17 protein-coding genes and 1 tRNA gene are annotated in these 19,316 nt (G+C 71.4%); 9 read left to right on the top strand and 9 right to left on the bottom strand.

Annotation, left to right across the window (positions count from 1 at the left end; genetic code table 11):
* Positions 1–21: 21 nt before the first annotated feature.
* Complete coding sequence (locus HB370_RS34070; protein WP_037702975.1) at positions 22–717, bottom strand: glycoside hydrolase family 11 protein; 696 nt, start codon at positions 715–717, stop codon at positions 22–24.
* A 379-nt stretch (positions 718–1,096) separates the two neighbouring features.
* Between HB370_RS34070 and HB370_RS34075 the strand changes: the two genes are divergently transcribed.
* Positions 1,097–2,182 carry an endo-1,4-beta-xylanase gene (locus tag HB370_RS34075; RefSeq protein WP_030791504.1) on the top strand — a complete coding sequence of 362 codons (1,086 nt, stop codon included), beginning with the start codon at positions 1,097–1,099 and terminating at the stop codon, positions 2,180–2,182.
* 195 nt (positions 2,183–2,377) lie between these two features.
* Here the strand turns inward: HB370_RS34075 and HB370_RS34080 are convergent, their stop codons facing one another.
* On the bottom strand, positions 2,378–3,400 hold the full coding sequence (locus HB370_RS34080) for a LacI family DNA-binding transcriptional regulator (protein ID WP_030791502.1): 1,023 nt from the start codon (positions 3,398–3,400) through the stop codon (positions 2,378–2,380).
* A 142-nt stretch (positions 3,401–3,542) separates the two neighbouring features.
* Between HB370_RS34080 and HB370_RS34085 the strand changes: the two genes are divergently transcribed.
* Genes HB370_RS34085 through HB370_RS34100 form a run of 4 tightly spaced genes read left to right on the top strand, consistent with a single transcriptional unit; the run spans position 3,543 to position 9,010 of the window.
* Positions 3,543–4,841: an extracellular solute-binding protein gene (locus HB370_RS34085; RefSeq protein WP_030791499.1), complete on the top strand. Its 1,299-nt coding sequence runs from the start codon at positions 3,543–3,545 to the stop codon at positions 4,839–4,841.
* Between the two features lie 7 nt (positions 4,842–4,848).
* A complete protein-coding gene (locus tag HB370_RS34090; RefSeq protein ID WP_030791496.1) occupies positions 4,849–5,805 on the top strand; it encodes a sugar ABC transporter permease in 957 nt (318 codons plus the stop codon).
* Complete coding sequence (locus HB370_RS34095; RefSeq protein WP_030791493.1) at positions 5,802–6,620, top strand: carbohydrate ABC transporter permease; 819 nt, start codon at positions 5,802–5,804, stop codon at positions 6,618–6,620. Before HB370_RS34090 ends, HB370_RS34095 begins: the two co-directional genes overlap by 4 nt.
* Complete coding sequence (locus HB370_RS34100) at positions 6,617–9,010, top strand: glycoside hydrolase family 3 N-terminal domain-containing protein (RefSeq protein WP_030791490.1); 2,394 nt, start codon at positions 6,617–6,619, stop codon at positions 9,008–9,010. The genes HB370_RS34095 and HB370_RS34100 overlap by 4 nt, the downstream gene beginning before the upstream one ends.
* Before the next feature lie 88 nt (positions 9,011–9,098).
* Here the strand turns inward: HB370_RS34100 and HB370_RS34105 are convergent, their stop codons facing one another.
* A complete protein-coding gene (locus HB370_RS34105) occupies positions 9,099–10,466 on the bottom strand; it encodes a cellulase family glycosylhydrolase (protein ID WP_030791487.1) in 1,368 nt (455 codons plus the stop codon).
* Between the two features lie 210 nt (positions 10,467–10,676).
* On the opposite strand from HB370_RS34105, the gene HB370_RS34110 reads away from it, so the two are divergent.
* Together HB370_RS34110 and HB370_RS34115 are read left to right on the top strand one after the other, a co-directional pair.
* Positions 10,677–11,579, top strand: coding sequence for a sugar phosphate isomerase/epimerase (locus HB370_RS34110; RefSeq protein WP_030791484.1), 903 nt, complete (start codon positions 10,677–10,679; stop codon positions 11,577–11,579).
* Between the two features lie 125 nt (positions 11,580–11,704).
* Positions 11,705–11,917 (top strand): hypothetical protein, encoded by a 213-nt coding sequence (locus HB370_RS34115; protein ID WP_030791481.1) that lies wholly within the window; start codon positions 11,705–11,707, stop codon positions 11,915–11,917.
* A 73-nt stretch (positions 11,918–11,990) separates the two neighbouring features.
* On the opposite strand, the gene HB370_RS34120 is transcribed toward HB370_RS34115, so the two are convergent.
* The 4 genes from HB370_RS34120 to HB370_RS34135 all read right to left on the bottom strand — a co-directional run bounded on the left by HB370_RS34120 (position 11,991) and on the right by HB370_RS34135 (position 15,351).
* A complete protein-coding gene (locus HB370_RS34120) occupies positions 11,991–12,995 on the bottom strand; it encodes a Gfo/Idh/MocA family oxidoreductase (protein WP_030791479.1) in 1,005 nt (334 codons plus the stop codon).
* A gap of 77 nt (positions 12,996–13,072) precedes the next feature.
* Positions 13,073–14,224 (bottom strand): Gfo/Idh/MocA family oxidoreductase, encoded by a 1,152-nt coding sequence (locus tag HB370_RS34125; RefSeq protein ID WP_030791476.1) that lies wholly within the window; start codon positions 14,222–14,224, stop codon positions 13,073–13,075.
* Between the two features lie 113 nt (positions 14,225–14,337).
* Positions 14,338–14,682 carry a cupin domain-containing protein gene (locus tag HB370_RS34130; RefSeq protein WP_030791473.1) on the bottom strand — a complete coding sequence of 115 codons (345 nt, stop codon included), beginning with the start codon at positions 14,680–14,682 and terminating at the stop codon, positions 14,338–14,340.
* A gap of 90 nt (positions 14,683–14,772) precedes the next feature.
* The gene (locus HB370_RS34135) at positions 14,773–15,351 is read right to left on the bottom strand and encodes a TetR/AcrR family transcriptional regulator (RefSeq protein ID WP_030791470.1); all 579 of its coding nucleotides are present in this window, start codon (positions 15,349–15,351) and stop codon (positions 14,773–14,775) included.
* 287 nt (positions 15,352–15,638) lie between these two features.
* On the opposite strand from HB370_RS34135, the gene HB370_RS34140 reads away from it, so the two are divergent.
* Together HB370_RS34140 and HB370_RS34145 are read left to right on the top strand one after the other, a co-directional pair.
* On the top strand, positions 15,639–17,069 hold the full coding sequence (locus HB370_RS34140; protein WP_030791467.1) for an MFS transporter: 1,431 nt from the start codon (positions 15,639–15,641) through the stop codon (positions 17,067–17,069).
* A gap of 45 nt (positions 17,070–17,114) precedes the next feature.
* Positions 17,115–17,188, top strand: a tRNA-Pro gene (locus HB370_RS34145).
* A gap of 101 nt (positions 17,189–17,289) precedes the next feature.
* Here HB370_RS34145 and HB370_RS34150 read toward each other — a convergent pair.
* Both HB370_RS34150 and HB370_RS34155 read right to left on the bottom strand, forming a co-directional pair.
* A complete protein-coding gene (locus tag HB370_RS34150) occupies positions 17,290–18,507 on the bottom strand; it encodes a site-specific integrase (protein ID WP_167513065.1) in 1,218 nt (405 codons plus the stop codon).
* Complete coding sequence (locus HB370_RS34155; protein WP_244405735.1) at positions 18,497–18,658, bottom strand: hypothetical protein; 162 nt, start codon at positions 18,656–18,658, stop codon at positions 18,497–18,499. The genes HB370_RS34150 and HB370_RS34155 overlap by 11 nt, the downstream gene beginning before the upstream one ends.
* Between the last annotated feature and the right edge of the window lie 658 nt (positions 18,659–19,316).

Below are 19,316 nucleotides of genomic sequence, written 5' to 3' on the forward strand. Positions count from 1 at the left end.
GCCGGTCAGCCGTTGGGCCGCTCAGCCGCTCACCGTGATGTTGGAGTAGCCGCTGCTCTGGTAGCCCTCGGTGGCGAGGATCATGTAGTACTTGAAGCTGCCCATGGGCATGCCGACGCGGGACCAGGCGTCGAAGTGGTTGCCGGTGGTGATGGTGCCGCCGGTCCGCTTGGACTGCCGGACGCTCCAGTACTGGTTGAAGGTCTTGGTGCCTTCCACGGAGGGGGCGTTGTACCGCGTCGTCTGGTAGATGTCGTACGTGCCGCCGTCGCTGGTGACCGTGCCCTTGTACGTGCCGGTGGGCCGGTAGGTGCCCCAGTTGTCGACGATGTAGTACTCCACCAGCGGGTTCGAGGTCCATCCGTACAGGGCCAGGTAGCCGTTGCCGGACGGGCTGAAGCTGCCCGAGTAGCTCACGGTCCTGCGGCCGCCGGTGCTCCAGCCCTTGCCCGCGACGAAGTTGCCGCAGTTCGTCCACGAAGTGCTGTAGTTGCCCCCGGAGTTGAGGGTCATCGAGACCGCGCCGCCGCCGTCGGTCCAGAACGAGTAGTAGAAGCCGTTGTTGGTGCCGGTCTGGTTGGTGGTGATGACGGTGGCGGCCTCGGCGGTGCCGGGCAGCAGCAGACCGGACGCGGTGGTGGCCGCCGCAAGGGCGCCGGCGCGGCCGATGAAACCCCTGCGGCTCATCGGGCGGGAGAGGGCCTTGTCCATGTCCATGCTTCCTCCTGGTGGGGGTGGATGAGCACCAAGCCCGGGGCGGGCACGGCCGTGCGGGTGCCGGGCGCAGGGGTGGTGGGGCCGGGCGGGAATGGCATGTACACGCCATACGCCAGGACGGGGCCGTTCCTGCCGGGGGGCGGGCTCGATTGCTGGAGAGTATGCGGCCGGGCCGAAACGGCGGTCAATCCGTCTGTTTCCGAAACTTCATCGAAACAAGGCGGGCACGCGCGAGCGATTGCGTCGAAAGTTTCGTGTGTACTGGTGGGGCGAGTGCCGACCTTGGCCGTCCGGACGGTTGACGGGGTAGAAGCAGGTGTTTAGCGTGACGCAACGCTCGGCATCTGATTCGAAACTTTCGACCGCCTCAGGAGTGCTTGTGAACCTGCCCCGCATCACCGCAGCCGCCGCCGCGGCCTGCTGCCTCGCCCTGCTGCCGCTCACCACCGCGAGCCCCGCGGGCGCGGCGGGCGGCCCCGCCGCCGCGGACCGTCCGCTGCGGCAGCTCGCCGCCGACGACCACCTGCGGATCGGCACCGCCGTCGACATGTCGGCGCTCGCCGACGACGCCGCCTACCGCCGGCTCGCGGGCTCGGAGTTCTCCACCGTCACCGCGGAGAACGTGATGAAGTGGGAGGCGATCGAGCCCCGCCAGGGCGAGTACGACTACGCCGCCGCCGACCGGTTCGTCGACTTCGCGCAGCGGCACGGTCAGAAGGTGCGCGGCCATGTCCTGGTCTGGCACAGCCAGTTGCCGTCCTGGCTGACCTCCGGCGACTTCACCGCCGACCAGCTGCGGGAGATTCTGCACCGCCACATCACCGACACCGTCCGGCACTACAAGGGCCGGATCTGGCAATGGGACGTGGTCAACGAGGCGTTCAACGAGGACGGCACCCTGCGCGACAGCATCTGGCTGCGCAAGCTCGGGCCCGGCTACATCGCCGACGCCTTCCGCTGGGCCCACGAGGCCGACCCGCACGCCCTGCTGTTCTACAACGACTACAACACCGAGTGGACGGGCCCGAAGAGCGACGCCGTGTACGACCTGGTGCGCCGTCTGCGGGCCGAAGGCGTGCCCATCGACGGCGTCGGCTTCCAGGGGCACCTCGGCATCCAGTACGGCCTGCCCACCGACATGGCGGCCAACTTCGCCCGCTTCGACAAGCTCGGTCTGGCGACCGCCGTGACGGAGGCGGACGTCCGCATGGAGATGCCGGCCGACGAAACCAAGCTGGCCACCCAGGCCGAGGGCTACCGGCGCCTGCTCGACGCCTGTCTGCGCGCGCGGCACTGCATCTCGTTCACCGTGTGGGGCTTCACCGACAAGTACTCCTGGGTGCCCGACACGTTCCCCGGCGAGGGCGCGGCCAACCTGTTCGACGAGAACTACCGCGCCAAGCCCGCGTACCGCACCCTCCAGGCCGAACTGACGGGCCGCGCACGGCCGCGGGCCGCGGAGTGAGGCCCCGTACCGCCCGTTGACGGGACGAACCCGCCGGGGCCGGTGTCCACCGGCCCCGGCGGGCACTCGTGTCCGTTCGTTATGGAATGATCGGTCCAGAACGCGCCCGCGCCGTCGTACTCGCGCCACCGGAGACGGCCGCCTCGCCCGGAACTCCCGCCCGGCTCAGGCCCCCGACCGCCGCACCGCCACCCCTCACCTCCCCCCGGGCGGAGCCGTGCTCTGGCGTATCACCAGGTGGGTGGCAAGTTCGATGCGCAGGGCCGACTTCCGGGCGTCCTTGGGCCGCAGCAGCATGCGCGCCGCTTCCTCGGCCATGCGCTGGAGCGGCTGCTGGACGGTGGTCAGGGGCGGGCTCGACCAGCGGGCCGGGGGCACATCGTCGTAGCCCACCACCGACAGCTGCCCGGGGACGCTCAGCCCCAGGACCCGGGCCGCCTCCAGTACACCGAGGGCCTGGAGGTCGCTGCCGGCGAAGATCGCCGTCGGCCGGTCGGGGCGCCGCAGCAGGTCCATGGCGTGTTCGAAGCCGCCCTGGACGTGGAAGTCGCCGAACCGCACCAGCGCCGGGTCCGGTTCGTGCCCAGCCATCGCCATCGCCGAGCGGTATCCGTCCAGCCGGGCCAGCGAGCACATCAGGTCCTCGGGGCCGGTGATGATGGCGACCCGCTCGTGCCCCTGGTCGGTCAGATGACGCGTCGCCGCCATGCCCCCGGCCCAGTTGGCCGAGCCGACGGACGGCACGTCGGGGTCCGGATCGCCCGCCGGGTCCACGATCACGAACGGGATGGCCCGTGACCGCAGTTGGCGTTTCACGTCCTCCGGCACCGTCGAGAAGACCAGCAGGACGCCCAGCGGACGGCGGCGCAGCACACCCCCGATCCACTCCGGGCCGGGCGCCTGCCGGGTCCCGCTCTCGGTCAGCGCCACCGTCGCGTCGTTCTGCTTGGCGACGTTCTCCACCCCGCGGATGAGCTCCATCGCCCACACGCTCTCCAACTCGTGGAAGACGATCTCGATGAGCGGCGCCTGCGACGCCCCGGCCGTCCGCCGGCGATAGCCGTGCGCCTCCAGCAGGCGCTCCACCTTCGCCCGGGTCGCCGGGGACACATCCGAACGACCGTTGAGAACCTTCGAAACTGTCGGAAGCGAGACGCCGGCCTCTCTGGCCACGGCTGCCAGGGTGACTCTCCGACCGACCTGGGCTTCTTCGCGCATGGTCGCAGCATAGGGCACGGACGCCGGGTAACGGTTTGGCCGCGTACGTGCACGACCGTTGACCATTTCTTCCCCGGCCTCCTACTGTCCAGCCGCAGGACTTTCGGCTCTTATACCGAAACTTTCGGAAGGCGGATGACCCATGCGTACACGGATGTCCAGAATGGTCGCGGGTGGCGCGACCCTCGCCCTGGCGGCCACCCTCGCCGCCTGCGGCAGCGGCAGCGGCGGCGGTTCCGCCAACGACGGCAAGATCCACGTGCTCGTCTACGGCGACTCCGGCAACAAGATCGAGAAGCAGATCGTCGACACCTTCAACAAGACCTCGAAGGTCAAGGCGGTCCTCGACACCATTCCCGGCGCCGACTACCAGCAGAAGCTGCAGACCATCATCAGCACACCCCAGGCGCCGGACATCTTCTTCCACTGGGGCGGCGGCAGCATCAAGCCCTTCGTCAAGGCGGGGCTGCTGATGCCGCTGGACGACTTCATCAAGAAGGACCCCAACCTCGACGACAAGTTCCTGCCCACCGTCTACAACAGCTCCGTCGTGGACGGGAAGCCGTACGGCATCCCCATGCGCGGCACCCAGCCGGTGCTGCTGTTCAGCAACAAGAACGTGCTGGACAAGGCGGGTGCGAAGCAGCCCCGGACCTGGGACGAACTGCTCGACGCCGTACGGAAGCTGAAGTCCTCGGGCGTCACCCCCATCGCCCTCGGCGGTGGCGACCAGTGGCCGACGCTGATGTGGTTCGAGTACGTCTACGACCGGGTCGCCGGCCCGGGGCTGTTCGAGAAGGCCCTCAAGGGTGACAAGGACGCCTGGGCGAGCGCGGACAGCAAGAAGGCGCTCGGCATGCTCAAGGAGCTGGTCGACGCCGGTGCGTTCGGCAAGAACTACGACTCGGTGAAGTACACCAACGGCTCCTCGCCCGCCCTGGTCGCGCAGGGCAAGGCAGGCTTCGAGCTGATGGGCTCCTGGTACTACTCGCAGCAGCAGACGGACGCCAAGGACTTCGCCGCCAAGGGCCTGGGCTACGGCCCGTTCCCGACCGTCCCCGGCGGCAAGGGCGACCCCTCGGACGTCGTCGGCAACACCAACAACTTCTACTCGGTGATGAAGAAGACCAAGCACCCCGAGGCCGTCGCCGAGTTCCTGAAGCTGATGTACTCCGACGAGTTCGTCAAGGCCCAGCTGTCCATCGGCAACCTGCCCACCACCACGACCACCCCGCAGTTCCTGGACAAGTCGGCGAGCCCCGAGTACTCCCGCTTCCAGTACGACCTGGTGGCCAAGGCCAAGACCTTCCAGCTGTCCTGGGACCAGGCCTACCCGCAGACCGCCGCCACCTCCATGCACCAGGCCGTTCAGCAGTTCTTCAACGGACAGCTCGACGAGGACGGCTTCATCAAGGCCATGCAGGCCCTCCCGACCGAATGAACCGCTCATGACCACACAGCTCACGAGCGCCCCGCCCACCGCCGAGGCCACCCGTAAGGCCCGGCGGCGGCCGGAGGACTCACACGCCGCCCGCGGCACCCGCCCCGGCTTCCTCTGGGCGCTGCCGGCCACCCTGTTCTTCACTCTCTTCGCCATCGCACCACTGATCATGGTCGCGGTGCTGTCCTTCATGAGCTGGAACGGCCTGGGATCGCCCGAGTTCGTCGGCACCGACAACTGGAAGCGGATCCTCGACGACCCGGTCATGATCCGCAGCATCTGGCTCACCCTGCTGCTCACCGCCCTCGGTGTGGTCCTCCAGACCCCGCTGAGCATCGTGCTCGGCGTCTGGGCCGCCGGCCACCAGCGCAACCGGGCCGTCCTGTCGGCGGTCTACTTCATCCCGCTGCTGCTGTCCGCCACCGCCGTGTCGGTGCTCTGGCGGGCGCTGCTCGACCCGAACTTCGGCATCCCCGCGCGGATGACCTGGCTGTTCGGCGACGGCAACCTGTTCGGCGAACAGTCCACCGCCATCGGTGTCCTCGCCTTCGTCAGCACCTGGCAGTACACCCCGTTCCACACCCTCATCTACCAGGGCGCGGCCCGGGCCATCCCGCCGGTGCTGTACCAGGCGGCGGAGATCGACGGCGCCGGGCGCTTCCGCCAGTTCTTCCACATCACCCTGCCGCAGCTGCGCAACTCGATCGTCACCTCGATGATCCTGATGATCGTCGGCGGCCTCACCACGTTCGAGACCGTGCTGATCCTCACCCAGGGCGGACCCGGCACCGACACCACCATCAGCGCCTACTACATGTACCAAAAGGCCTTCAAGAGCTTCGACTTCGGAGCCGGCGCGGCCATCGCCCTGTGCCTGGTCGTCGCCGCCACCATCGTCTCGCTGATCGTGGTCCGCGTCTCCGGCTACGACAAGATGCGCAGTGACATGGAGGGGGTGTCATGAGGCGCCGCCCCAACTACCTCGCCGGAGCCGGCTCGATCGTCTGGCTCGTCGTGGTCGGCCTGCCGCTGTACGTGATGCTGGCCGCGACCCTGCGCACCCGGCAGGACTACGCCAAGAAGGGCCCCGTGTCCTTCCCCAGCGAGTTCACCCTGGACAACTACACCGGGGCGTTCGACGCCGGCTTCGGCCGGTACTTCCTCAACACCATCATCGTCACCGTCTGCGTCGTCGGTGTGGTGCTGCTGCTCGTACCGCCGCTGGCCTACGCGATCGTCCGCAGCCGCTCCCGGATCACCTCGCAGATCTTCCGGCTGTTCCTGCTGGGCCTCGCCATTCCGGCCCAGGCCGTGATCGTGCCGATGTTCTACCTGATCAGCGAGGCCGGGCTGTACGACAACCTGCTGGGCGTCATCCTGCCCACCGCGGCGTTCTGCCTGCCGATGTCGGCGCTCATCCTCAGCGGGGCCATGCGGGACATCTCCCCGGAGCTGTTCGAGGCCATGACGATGGACGGGGCGAGCCCGAGGCGGATGTTCTTCCAGCTCGTCGTGCCGCTCTCGCGCGGCGGACTGTCCACGATCGTGGTGTTCTCCGCGCTCCAGGCCTGGAACGGCTTCCTGTTCCCGCTGGTCCTGACCCAGTCCGAGGAGACCAAGCTGATCACCCTGGGTCTGTACAACTTCCAGACCGCCCACGGGATCGACATCCCCGGTCTGCTGGGAGCCGTGACGCTGTCCATGGTGCCCGTCCTGCTCGTCTACCTGTTCGCCCGCCGCGCCCTGGTCCAGGGCCTGATGGGCATGGGAGGAAAGTGACCGCCAACGTGGCCGTAGAGACCACCCCCGAAGTCCCCGTCTGGAACGACCCGACCCAGGACGTCGGCACCCGCGTCTCCGCGCTGATCGACGCGATGACCCTGGAGGAGAAGACCGCCCAGCTGTACGGCGTATGGGTCGGCGCGTCCGACGAGGGAGGTGAAGTCGCCCCGCACCAGCACGACATGGAGGAGGCCGTCGACCTCGACGCCCTGCTGCCCGCCGGACTGGGCCAGTTGACCCGACCGTTCGGCACGGCACCGGTCGATCCCGCGCTCGGCGCGCTGTCCCTGCTGCGCACCCAGAGCCGGATCACCGCGGCCAATCGCTTCGGCATCCCGGCCCTCGCCCACGAGGAGTGCCTGGCCGGATTCGCCACCTGGGGCGCCACCGCCTACCCCGTCCCGCTGTCCTGGGGCGCCACCTTCGACCCCGACCTGATCCGCCGGATGGCCGCCGCCATCGGCCGCGACATGCGCTCCGTCGGCGTCCACCAGGGCCTCGCGCCCGTCCTGGACGTGGTGCGCGACGCCCGCTGGGGCCGGGTCGAGGAGACCATCGGCGAGGACCCCTACCTCGTCGGCAGCATCGGCACCGCCTACGTCCAGGGGCTGGGCTCGGCCGGTGTCGTCGCCACCCTGAAGCACTTCGCCGGCTACTCGGCCTCCCGCGCCGGCCGCAACCTCGCACCCGTCGGCATGGGCCCGCGCGAACGGGCCGACGTCCTGCTGCCGCCGTTCGAGATGGCCATCGTCGAGGGCGGAGCCGACTCCGTCATGCACGCCTACACCGACACCGACGGCATCCCCTCGGCGGCCGACGAGGACCTCCTCACCGGACTGCTGCGCGACACCTGGGGCTTCGAGGGCACGGTCGTCGCCGACTACTTCGGCATCGCCTTCCTCAAGACCCTGCACGGGATCGCCGGGGACTGGGCCGAGGCCGCGGCAGCGGCCCTGCGCGCGGGCGTCGACGTGGAACTGCCCACCGTGAAGACGTTCGGCGCGCCCCTCGCCGAGGCCCTCGCCGCGGGCCGGGTGCCGGAGGAGCTCATCGACCGCGCCCTGCGCCGGGTGCTCACCCAGAAGGCCCGGCTCGGCCTGCTCGACGCCGGCTGGGACCCGGTCCCGGCCGCGCTGCGCGCAGCCGACCTGGACGACCCCGGCACCCTGCGCGGCACCGTCGACCTGGACACCGCGGAGAACCGGGAACTGGCCCGGACCATCGCGGAGGAAGCCGTCGTCCTACTGACCAACGACGGCACCCTGCCCCTCGCCCGGCCCCGCCGCATCGCCCTGATCGGCCCCAACGCCACCGTCGGCACGGCCGTGCTGGGCTGCTACTCCTTCCCCCAGCACGTCGGCGTGCACCACCCGGGAACCCCGGCCGGCATCGACCTGCCCACCCTCGAGGACGCCCTGCGGCGGGAGTTCCCCGACACGGAACTCACCGTCGTCCAGGGCACCGGCGTGGACGACGGCGACATCTTCGGCATCGCCGAGGCCGTCGACACCGCACGCCAGGCCGACGTCGTCGTGGTGGCCCTCGGCGACCGCGCCGGCCTGTTCGGCCGGGGCACCAGCGGCGAGGGCTGCGACGCGGAGTCCCTGGCCCTGCCCGGCGCCCAGCAGCGGCTGCTCGACGCGCTGCTCGACACCGGTACGCCCGTGGTGACGGTCCTCCTGGCGGGCCGGCCCTACGCCCTGGGCCGGGCCGTGGACGAGGCCGCGGCCATCGTGCAGTCCTTCTTCCCCGGCGTGGAGGGCACCGGCGCCATCGCCGGCGTGCTCAGCGGCCGGACCAACCCGTCCGGACGGCTGCCGGTCAGCGTGCCCCGCGACACCGGCGGTCAGCCCGCCACCTACCTCGGCGCACGGCTCGCCCAGGCCAGCGACGTCTCCAGCATCGACCCCAGCGCGGCCTTCGCGTTCGGGCACGGGCTGTCCTACACGTCCTTCGACTGGGGCGAGCTGGCCGTCGGCCGGGCGGAGGCGGACACCGACGGCGAGTTCTCCCTCGCGTTCACCGTGCGCAACACGGGGGAGCGGGCCGGCACCGAGGTGGTCCAGCTGTACCTGCACGACCCCGTGGCCTCCGTCGTCCAGCCGGTGCAGCGGCTCATCGGCTACACCCGGGTACGGCTCGCCGCGGGCGAGGCCCGCCGGGTACGGGTCACCGTGCCCGCCGACCTGGCCTCCTTCACCGGCCGCGACGGCCGCCGGGTGGTCGAACCCGGCGAGTTGCAGCTGCGTCTGGCGGCGTCCAGCGCGGACGCCCGGCTGACCGCGACGGTGACCCTGACCGGCCCGGCACGCCACGTGGACCACACCCGCCGGTTCCACGCGCGGTTCGAGCAGGAGACGCTGCGGCCGGCGGACCCCGCCGCCTGACCCGCCGCGTGCGGCCGGCCCCACCCGTGGCCGGCCGCACGCCGGCGCCGTGACCGGTCCCGCGCCGAGGCCCGTACCCACCCGGGACTCACCCGCGCGTCACCGTCACGGTCACCAGTGCGCCGGGAGCCGCCCGGACCCATGCCCGCCCGGCCGTCCGCCGTACGACGTCCGCCCCGCCCCCGGCCGTGATCCGCCAGGCGCCCGGCGGCACGGACAGCACGCTCACCCGGGAGCCGTGCGGTGCCGCCCGGTAGACCAGCCGGTAGACGCCCGCCCCGGAGTCGTGGGCGGCGGAGCGCACCGTACCCGCGACGGCCTCGGCGTACGGCTCCGCGGTCAGCTCCTTGTTGACGCGGAACGCGCCCGTGCCGTCGAGCGCGCAGTACCCGCCGCCGTAACACCACACATACCCCGCCCAGCCGGACGCGTAGCGCCCGAGCGAGGCCATGGCGTCCCGGTAGAAGCGGTTCATCCGCGGCAGCGAGCTGTCCGGCGGGCCCCACTCGCCGACCACCACCGGGACCCGGTACCGCCTCGGGTACGCGGTGACGGCCCGCTCGTACGCCTCGATCCAGCCGGCCCCCGGGTCGTAGTCGGCGCCCGCCTCCATCGCGGTGTCGTAGAAGTGCGGCGCGTACACCACCCGGGGATCACGGACGCGGCCCAGGCCCGTCGGCACGCCCTCCCCGACGACCGGGGTCGGCTCGACGAACAGCCAGGCGTCCCGGTCGGCCGGGCGGACGGCGTCGGCCAGCCGGTTGTACATCGGGGTGAGCTGTTCGCGTTCGATACGGCGCGCGGCCGCCGGCAGGGCCTCCCCGGGCCGCGGCTCGCCCATGGGCTCGTTGATCAGGTCGTAGCCGAGCACGGCCGGATGGCCGGCGAAGCGGGTGGCGAGCGTGCGCCACATCCCGGCCTGGGCGCGCCTGAGGTCGTCGTCCTCGTAGAGATGGGTGAAGGCGCGCTGCACGGCCGGCTCGAAGTACTCGGCGAACCAGTCGTCCGGGTGCGGGGTGAACGGCAGCCCGTCGGTCCTGGTGGCCCACTCGGGGATGCCCCGGTGGCCGAAGGCGGGCCCGAAGACGTCCTGGTGGGCGTCGAGGACGACCCGTACGTCCTGACGCTCGGCCCGGTCCAGGACACGCTCGATCCTGCGCAGGTACCCCTCGCTGTACTGACCGGGCCGGGGCTCCAGGTCGTCCCAGAAGACCAGCAGCCGGGCGAAGTCGAAGCCTTGGGCGCGCAGATCGCGCAGATGGCGTTCGGTGATCGCGCTCAGGGCCTGCTCGCCCCGGTGCGTCTTGTCCTCGATGTTCCAGCCGCGCAGGGTGAGCACCCGCCCCTGCCCGTCGGTGAGCGGGGGAATGCCCGGCCCGCCTTCCCCGGCGTGGGCGGTGGCGGGGGCCAGCAGCGCGGCGACGGCCGCGGCCGCCGTCAGCATCGCTCGCAGCACGGGAAACCTCCGGGGCGGTGGGACCGGCAGCAACTTCGCTGACTCCGCGCGTACTTCGAACACTCCTGTGCTACCAGGCACACACGGGAAAGACCAGCACCAGGGAGCACGCATCCCCGTTGCACGCGGACGCGTTCGTGAAATGATGTCCTGACAAAGGATGGACGGCGGGCCCGCCCGCGACGACCGCCCCGGAGAGGAACCCCTGACATGGCCCAGACCCTCGACCGCATCCGGGTCGGCTCCGCCCCCGACTCCTGGGGCGTCTGGTTCCCCGACGACCCGCACCAGATCCCCTGGCACCGCTTCCTCGACGAGGTGTCCGAGGCGGGTTACGACTGGATCGAACTCGGCCCCTACGGCTACCTCCCCACCGACCCGGTCCGGCTCGCCGACGAACTGGCCCGGCGGAACCTGAACGTGTCGGCGGGCACGGTCTTCACCGCCCTGCACCGCGGACCGGCCGTCTGGGAGGAGACCTGGGCCCACGTCGGCCGGGTCGCCGCGCTCACCCGGGCCATGGGCGCCCGGCACCTGGTGGTGATCCCCTCCTTCTGGCGCGACGACAAGACCGCCGAGATCCTGGAGCCGCCCGAGCTGACCCCCGAGCAGTGGACCCACCTGAGCCGGGGCATGGAACGGCTCGGCCACCGGGTCCGGGAGACCTACGGCCTGGACATCGTCGTCCACCCGCACGCCGACACCCACCTCGACACCGAGGCCCACGTCACCCGCTTCCTGGACGCCACCGACAGCCGGCTGGTGAGCCTCTGCCTGGACACCGGGCACTACGCCTACTGCGGCGGCGACAGCGTCAAGCTGATCGAGACCTACGGCGAGCGCATCGGCTATCTGCACCTCAAGCAGGTCGACCCGGACGTCCTCGCCGAAGTCGTCGCCCAGGGGCTGCCGTTCGGGCCCGCCGTGCGGCGCGGGGTGATGTGCGAACCGCCTTCCGGCGTGCCGGACCTGGCGCCGGTGCTGCGGGCGGCACAGGGACTGGGCGTGGACCTGTTCGCGATCGTCGAGCAGGACATGTACCCGTGCGAGCCGGAGCGTCCGCTGCCGATCGCCGTCCGCACCCGGCGCTTCCTGCGCTCCTGCGGCGCCTGAGCGGGCGTGCGCGCCGGATCCTGCGCCCTCCTGACGGATTCGGCCACGGCGCGGCCGGGAACCAACCGGGGGCACCCGGGCGTTCCACCGACAACGGGGAACGCCCGCGTGGACGGGAGGACGACATGACGCACCGCACGCACACCCACGACACGCCCCGCGACGACACCGGCGCCGCCGACACGGCCGACGCGGCCGTCGCCCGGCGGCAGCGCTTCGGCCGCCTGCCCGAGCGGATACGCCTCCAGGACACGGTCGAGACGAAGCCGGCCACCCGGCCGGACCCGGCACGGGACACCTACCACGCGGACGAGTGGCTGATCCGGTACTGCGGCTGACCCGGGCGCGGGGACGGGGCCGGCGCCGCGTACCGGCCCGCCGACCGGGGCTTTCGCACCGTCCCCGCGCCGCTCAGGCCGACCGCACCTCCGCGAGCGTCACCGGCCGGTGCTCGCGCAGCGACAGGGTGCACGCCTCGGCGATCCAGCCCGCCTCCAGGGCGTCCCGCACGGTGCAGGGGGAGGGCCGGGTACCGGCCACGACCTCGGTGAACGCGGCGAGTTCGGCGCGGTAGGCGGCGGCGAACCGGTCCATGAAGAAGGCGTGCGGAGTGCCCGAGGGGAAACCCGCGCCCGGCTCGGCCGAGCGCAGCGGAAGCCGGTCGTCCAGGCCCACGGCGAGCGAGTCGGCGAAGCCGTGCAATTCCAGGCGCACGTCGTAACCCCGCCGGTTGTGGCGGGAGTTCGACACCACCGCGACCGTGCCGTCGTCCAGGGTGAGCAGCGCGCCGGCGGTGTCGGCGTCGCCCGCCGCCGCGATGTGGCCGGCGCCGCGATTGCCGCCCACCGCGTACACCTCGGCCACCTCACGGCCCGTCACCCAGCGGATGCTGTCGAAGTCGTGCACGGAACAGTCCCGGAAGATGCCGCCGGACGCGGCGATGTACGCGGCAGGCGGCGGCTCCGGATCCAGCGTCGTGGACCGCACGGTGTGCAGCGCGCCCAGCTCACCGGCCCGTACGGCGGCCCGGGCGGCGGCGAACCCCGCGTCGAAGCGCCGGTGGTAGCCGATCTGGACCGGCACGCCCCCGTCCCGCACGACGTCCAGGAGCTCGACGCCCTCGCGCATCGTCCGGGCGACGGGCTTCTCGCAGAAGACGGGGACACCGGCCTCGACACCGGCCCGGATCAGCGCGGGGTGGGCGTCGGTGGCCGCCGCCACCACGATGCCGTCCACCCCCGACGCCAGCAGTGCCCGCGGCGACGGGGCCACCTCGGCACCGAACCGCTGAGCCGCCCGCTCGGCGGCGTCCGCGAACGGGTCGGTGACGACGAGCGATTCGACGGCGTCGAGCCCGAAGAGGGTCTCGGCGTGAAAGGAGCCGATCCGGCCGAGACCGAGGATTCCGATACGCATGCGTCCCATTCTTGTCCTTACAAACCCCGCACCGCACACCATCGGCGGAGAACCACCGAAACCCGGGAACGGCCCCCCTACGGGCTGACCCAGCCGCCGGTCCGCGCGGACCGCTCCATCGCGTCGAGCGCACGCGCGCTGTGCACCGCGTCCGCGAGGGTGGTGCCGTGCGGCGTGCCCTCGGCGACGGACCGTACGAAGCGGCAGGCCTCGATCACCTTCAGGTCGTCGTAGCCCATCGCGTTGGCCGCGCCCGGCTGGAACGCGGCGAACTCGCCGGCGCCCGGGCCGACATGGACCGTGCTCACGGCCTGGTCCCGGTAGCCGGTGCCGCGGCACACGCCCAGCTCGTTCATCCTCCGGAAGTCCCAGAACACCGCCCCGCGGCTGCCGTGCACCTCGAAGCCGTAGGCGTTCTGCTCGCCGACGGAGACCCGGCAGGCCTCCAGGACCCCACGGGCGCCGGAGGCGAAACGGAGCAGACAGCCGACGTAGTCCTCGTTCTCCACCGGGCCCGGCTCGCCGCCCGGGGCCAGGGCGTGGCCGGCCGTCGCACCGCCCGGCCGGGCGCGCTCGGGGACGAAGACCGCGGTGTCCGCGGCGAGGGAGGCGATCTCCCCGCACAGGAAGCGGGCCAGGTCCACACCGTGCGAGGCCAGGTCGCCGAGCACCCCGCTGCCCCCGCGCCGCCGCTCGTAGCGCCAGGTCAGAGCGGTGTCCGGGTCCGCCGCGTAGTCGCTGAACAGACGGACGCGCACATGCGTGACCGTGCCGATCCCGCCGGAGGCGAGCAGCTCGCGGGCGGCCTCCACGGCGGGCGCGTTGCGGTAGTTGAAGCCGACCGTGCCCTGCACACCGGCCCGCGCGACCGCGTCGGCGACCGCGCGCGCGTCGGCGGCGGTCAGGCCCACCGGCTTCTCGATCCACAGGTGCTTGCCGGCCTCGGCCAGCGTCACGCCGATCTCCCGGTGCAGGAAGTTCGGCGCGGTGACGCTGACGGCCTGGACGCGCGGGTCGGCGGCCACCTCGCGCCAGTCGCGGGTCGCGGAGACGAACCCGAACCGCTCGGCGGCCTCCTCGGCCCGCCCCGGCACCTCCTCGGCGACCGTGACCAGCCGGGGCCGCAGCGGCAGGTCCGGATAGTGGTGCGGGAGCCGCGCGTACGCCCGGGTGTGCACACGGCCCATCCAGCCGAACCCGATGACGGCGACACCCAGCGCATCCACCATGACAGCCTCTCCCAGAAGCGTGGGACCGGCGCCCGGACCGGTCCGTCCCGGCTCCGGGCCACCTTTGTCCGGACATGGAGGCGTGTCAACCCTCCCGACGCTCCCTCGGAGTCTCAGAGGTCGATGGCGTACGCCTTGCGCAGCGTCTCGTGCACCGTCCACCGCGTACGGTCCCCCGCCCGCAGCACCGCCATGTCGCCGGGCCCCACCCGCAGCGTCGGACCGTCCTCGACCTCGATCGTGGCCGAGCCGCTGATCACCACGAACAGCTCGTCGGCCTCCGTGTCCGTGACCACACCCGGGGTGATCTGCCAGATCCCCCGGATCCGCCGCCCGTCCGGCGACTCCCAGACCACCTTCCCGGTCACCTCCGGATGCCCGGAGACGATCTGCGCCGGGTCCAGGTGCTCGGGTTCGAGGCCGGCGTCGGGGATGTGGAGCGCGAAGCTGTGCGTCATGCGGGCGACCCTAGTCGGCGGGTGCGGCGCGGTGCCGTGGACAGGGTGTGGGGCATCGGGCCCGGGCACGGGACACTTCGTCGCCCTTGGTCAGCGGCGGCTGCGCACGCCGTCCAGCGCGATGGCGAGCACCCGGTCGCGCTGGGCGTCGTCCTCGAAGTTCGTCGCCATGATCCCGGCGACCAGCCGCAGCAGGTCCCCGAAGTCCATGTCCGTCCGCGCCGCGCCGACGCGCTGGGCACGCTCCAGCAGCGGGCCGCCGGCCGCGTACATGGACTCGCGGCAGGTCTGGAAGATGTCCGACTCGCCGTTCAGCGCCTCGCGCACCGCGCGCTTGGTGACCATGTAACCGGCGAACCGGTCCAGCCATGCCGTCAGCGCCTCCCACGGCTCCCGGTCCGTCAGCTCCAGGGCGGCCGCGCACAGGGCGGAGACCTCGTCGGCGTAGACCGTCTCGAACAGGTCGCGGCGGGTCGGGAAGTTCCGGTACAGGGTGCCGATGCCGACACCGGCGCGGCGGGCGATGTCCTCCAGGGAGGCGTCGGCCCCGTGCTCGGCGAACGCCTCGCGGGCCGCGTCGAGCAGGGCGTCGTAGTTGCGGGCAGCGTCCTTACGGTGCGGCCGGCGGGCCGCGACGATCTCGCTGACGGGGAACGGCGTGGCCGTCACTGCTGCCTCCCGGAGGGAATCGGATTGAAGCGGAGGTGACCCTCCGCTAGAGTGGAGGGGTACCTCCACTTTACCAGTGCGGGGTGGCTCCGCCATGGCCGGACGCGGCCCGCACGTGCCGCCCCCGCGACCGGGCACGGCCGCCACGACCGTGCCCCCGCGCACCGCTCACCCCGGGTACCGGCCCACCACGCACCCCAGGCACCCGACCCTCGCTTCCCTGATCCGCTTCCCCCTTCCCCTTCCCCTTCCTTGATCCGCTTCCTCGATTACGGAGAGGCTTCTCCATGCCCCGCGCCTCCGCCCGGCTCACCTTCGCGGTCCTCGCGACCGGAGCCGGTGTCTTCTCCATGCTCCAGTCGCTGATCGCGCCGGCCCTGCCGACCGTCCAGCACGCCCTGCACGCCTCCCCGTCCACCGCGACCTGGGTGATGACGGCGTACCTGCTGTCCGCCTCGGTCTTCACCCCGATCCTCGGCCGGGTCGGCGACCTGGCCGGCCGGAAGCGGACCCTCGTCGCCGTCCTGCTGACCGTCCTCGCGGGCTGCCTGGTCGCCGCGCTGGCCCCGAACATCGGCGTACTGATCGTCGCCCGGGTCGTCCAGGGCGTCGGCGGCGCCCTGTTCCCGCTCTCCTTCGGCATCATCCGGGACGAGTTCGCCCCGGCCGAGGTCAGCGGCAGCATCAGCAACCTCTCCGCCGTGATCGCGGCCGGCGGCGGCGTCGGCATGGTGGCCGCCGGACCGATCGTGTCCGCGCTCGACTACCGCTGGCTGTTCTGGATCCCGGTGGCGATCGTCGCCGCGACGGTCCTGATCGCCCTGCGCTACATCCCCGAGTCGCCCGAACGGACCGCGGGCAAGGTCGGCTGGACCGGTGCCGTGCTGCTCTCCGGCTGGCTGGTGGCCCTGCTGCTGCCGCTGAGCCAGGCCGGGCAGTGGGGCTGGGGCTCGCCGAGGGTGCTCGGCCTGTTCGCCGCCGCCGTCGTGCTGTTCGCGGTGTGGCTGGTGACCGAGGCCCGCTCGCGCACCCCGCTGATCGACCTGCGGGTGCTGCGGCTGCCCGCGGTGTGGACGACCAACACCGCCGCCCTGCTGTTCGGCGCCGGCATGTACTCCATCTGGTCCTTCCTGCCGGGCTTCGTCCAGACACCGGCCGCGGCCGGCTACGGCTTCGACGCCAGCGTCACCGAGTCCGGACTGCTCATGCTGCCCATGCTGGTCGCGATGTTCCTCTCCGGCGTGGTGTCGGGCCGGCTGGAGCCCCGCGTCGGCGCCAAGGCACTTCTCACCACGGGAGCCGCACTCGGCGCGCTGGCCTGCGGCTTCCTCACCCTCTGGCATGACGCCCGGTGGCAGATCGGCGTCGTCGCGGCTCTGTTCGGCCTCGGCATCGGACTGGCCTTCGCCTCGATGGCCAACCTCATCGTGGGCAGCGTGCCGCCGGCCCAGACCGGCGCCGCGACCGGCATGAACGCCAACATCCGCACCATCGGCGGCTCCATCGGCGCCGCGCTCACCAGCGTCCTGGTCACCGGCCGGCTCCAGCCCTCGGGCCTGCCGTACGCCTCCGGCTACACCCACGGCTGGGCCCTGCTCACCCTCCTCTGCCTGGCCGCGGCCGCCGCCGCCCTCCTGGTCCCGGCCCGCCGCCAGGGCCCGCCGGCCGAGGCGCCCACCACCCCGGGGGTGACACGGGCACCCGTCCGGGTGCGGTAATGTTGACCTGCGTGATCACGCGGGAAACCCCGCGTGGGACCGCGGCGGGACGTGGCGCAGCTTGGTAGCGCACTTGACTGGGGGTCAAGGGGTCGCAGGTTCAAATCCTGTCGTCCCGACTCGTGAGAGTCGCAGGTCAGGGCCGGTTTCGGAGCAATCCGAAACCGGCCCTCGGCCGTTCTTGGGGACCAGTTGGGGACCAGCGCTCCCTTGACCGGTGTCAGCGGGTCATGACGATCGGGCCGGGGAGTGAGCGGGGGGCGCGGACCGCGCTGAGGTGTGCGGAGAGTGCTGCGCCGGCGGCCGTGATCTTGTGGACGTCGGGGTGGAGGTAGCGCTGGGTGGTCATGAGGGAGCCGTGGCCGGCGATGCGCCGCAGGACGTGGACCGGCACTCCCGCGTCGGCGAACCAGGTCAGGCCGGTGTGCCGGAGGTCGTGGCGGCGCAGGTGTTCGTAGCCGAGCCGGATGACCACGTCGTCCCAGTGGGTGGCGTCGCGCAGGACGGCGGTGGAGATGCGTCCGCCGCGCGGGCCGGTGAACAGGCGGGCGTCGGGGTCGGGGCCGGCGGACAGGATGCGCTGGGCGACGAGGGGGCGGATCTCCTCGATGATGGGGACCTTGCGGGCCCGCTTGCCTTTGGTGCCCTTGTCGGTCAGGCCGCCGGGTGCGGGTGTGGTCTGGCGCCGTACGGTCCAGATCCACTGGTCGGTGTCGATGTCCTGGATGCGGCAGCCTGAGACTTCGCCGATCCGGGCGGCGGTGCACGCGGCGAAGACGACGACGTCTCCCCACCCTCGGTACTGGTCGTGGGAGGCGGCCACGAGCGCGTCGGCCAGCTGGACGAGACTGTCCCAGTCGGGCAGGGCCAGCGCGCGCGGATTACGGAGTTCGTCCTCGGCCTGCTTGTAGAGCTTCTGCCAGCCGGTCACGCGGGCGGGATTGACGGTGATGATGCCGTCCCGGACGGCCTGTTCCATGACGCGGACCAGGACGGCGATGGTGTTCTTGACCGTTGAGCGGCTGTGCTCGTCGGCGATCCAGTTCTGCACGGTCCGGTCGACGACACCGTTGGTGATCAACCGAACAGCGAGGTGCCCCAGAGCGGGAACGACACGCTTCCGCCACCCCGCGAGATAGGGGTCCAGCGTCTTCAGCTCCAGGCCGCGCAGCGCGAGGTCCATGTTCGCCTCGCCGTATTCGGCCAGCGTCATGGTGGCGGTCGACGGGGTCAGACCGGCTTGGGCGGCCTGGACGATGGCCTGGAGCCACTCCCGCACTTCTTCTTCGCTGTTCTTTCCCTCGGACAGTGACTGACGGCGTTTGGTGGTGGGATCCCACCATCGGACGCGCGCCCGGTACGGCGCGGGGCGGTCGGGGCGGTGTTCGATGTCGGTGGAGATCCGGATGCCGGCGGCGATGTTGGTCCTATCGGCCATGGATTCCCTTGGTGGGGGTGGTACGACGGCTGCGCAGCCATTCCTCGACGTCGAGGGCGCTGTACATGACGACGCGTTCCGACAGCGCGACGAACGGCGGCCCTTGGGGAGGCTGGGCGGTGCGCCATCGGCGCAGGGTCGAGGTGTCCACTCGGAGACGAGCGGCCAGGGCGCTGGTCGAGTACCAGGCGTTGGTCAGGAGGGGTGTTTGGTCGTCGGCTGGGCCGGGATAGGGAGGTGCGGGTTGTGCTGTGGTCTTCTTCTCGTGATGGGGTTCGGCGTTGGTGCTTGTTGCTATTGGGACAGGCAAGTGTGGGCGATCTCCGGGCAGTACGGAGCACCGGGCGGGTTGGCGGAAGGCTTCAGATGCGGGCGACACGTTCCGGGAACGGAGGCGTGTCGTGTCCCATCGGCAGCAGCGCTGACGCCAGTCACCGTTACTCGCCGGTTGTGCTCCGAAACGGGCGTTGACCAGATAATCGTCTCCGGATACGCCGGTTTGGCTAACCGGCGATCAGGGGCTATGTTGCCCGGCTGACGCGACATGATCGGGGGTGAAGAGCCAGCCGCTGCGGTCCTCGATCGACCTGTTTCCTATGACGCATCATGTGGAGTGCGTTGCCATCCTTGAACCGACGGCAAAGGGCTTCTGACCTGCCGTTTTGTGCGTGCGCATTATGTGCGGTGTGGGCGTTACGGGCGATATCTTGACGCTCATTTGACGCTCGTTCTGGTGGGGTGTCAGGTGCCCTTTTGGGCGGGTCAGGCCCTGCCAGGGCGGCGTATACCGATGGGGTGTCGAGCGTGGG

It is taken from the genome of Streptomyces sp. DSM 40868, from assembly GCF_011820545.1.
Lineage (GTDB): Bacteria > Actinomycetota > Actinomycetes > Streptomycetales > Streptomycetaceae > Streptomyces > Streptomyces eurythermus.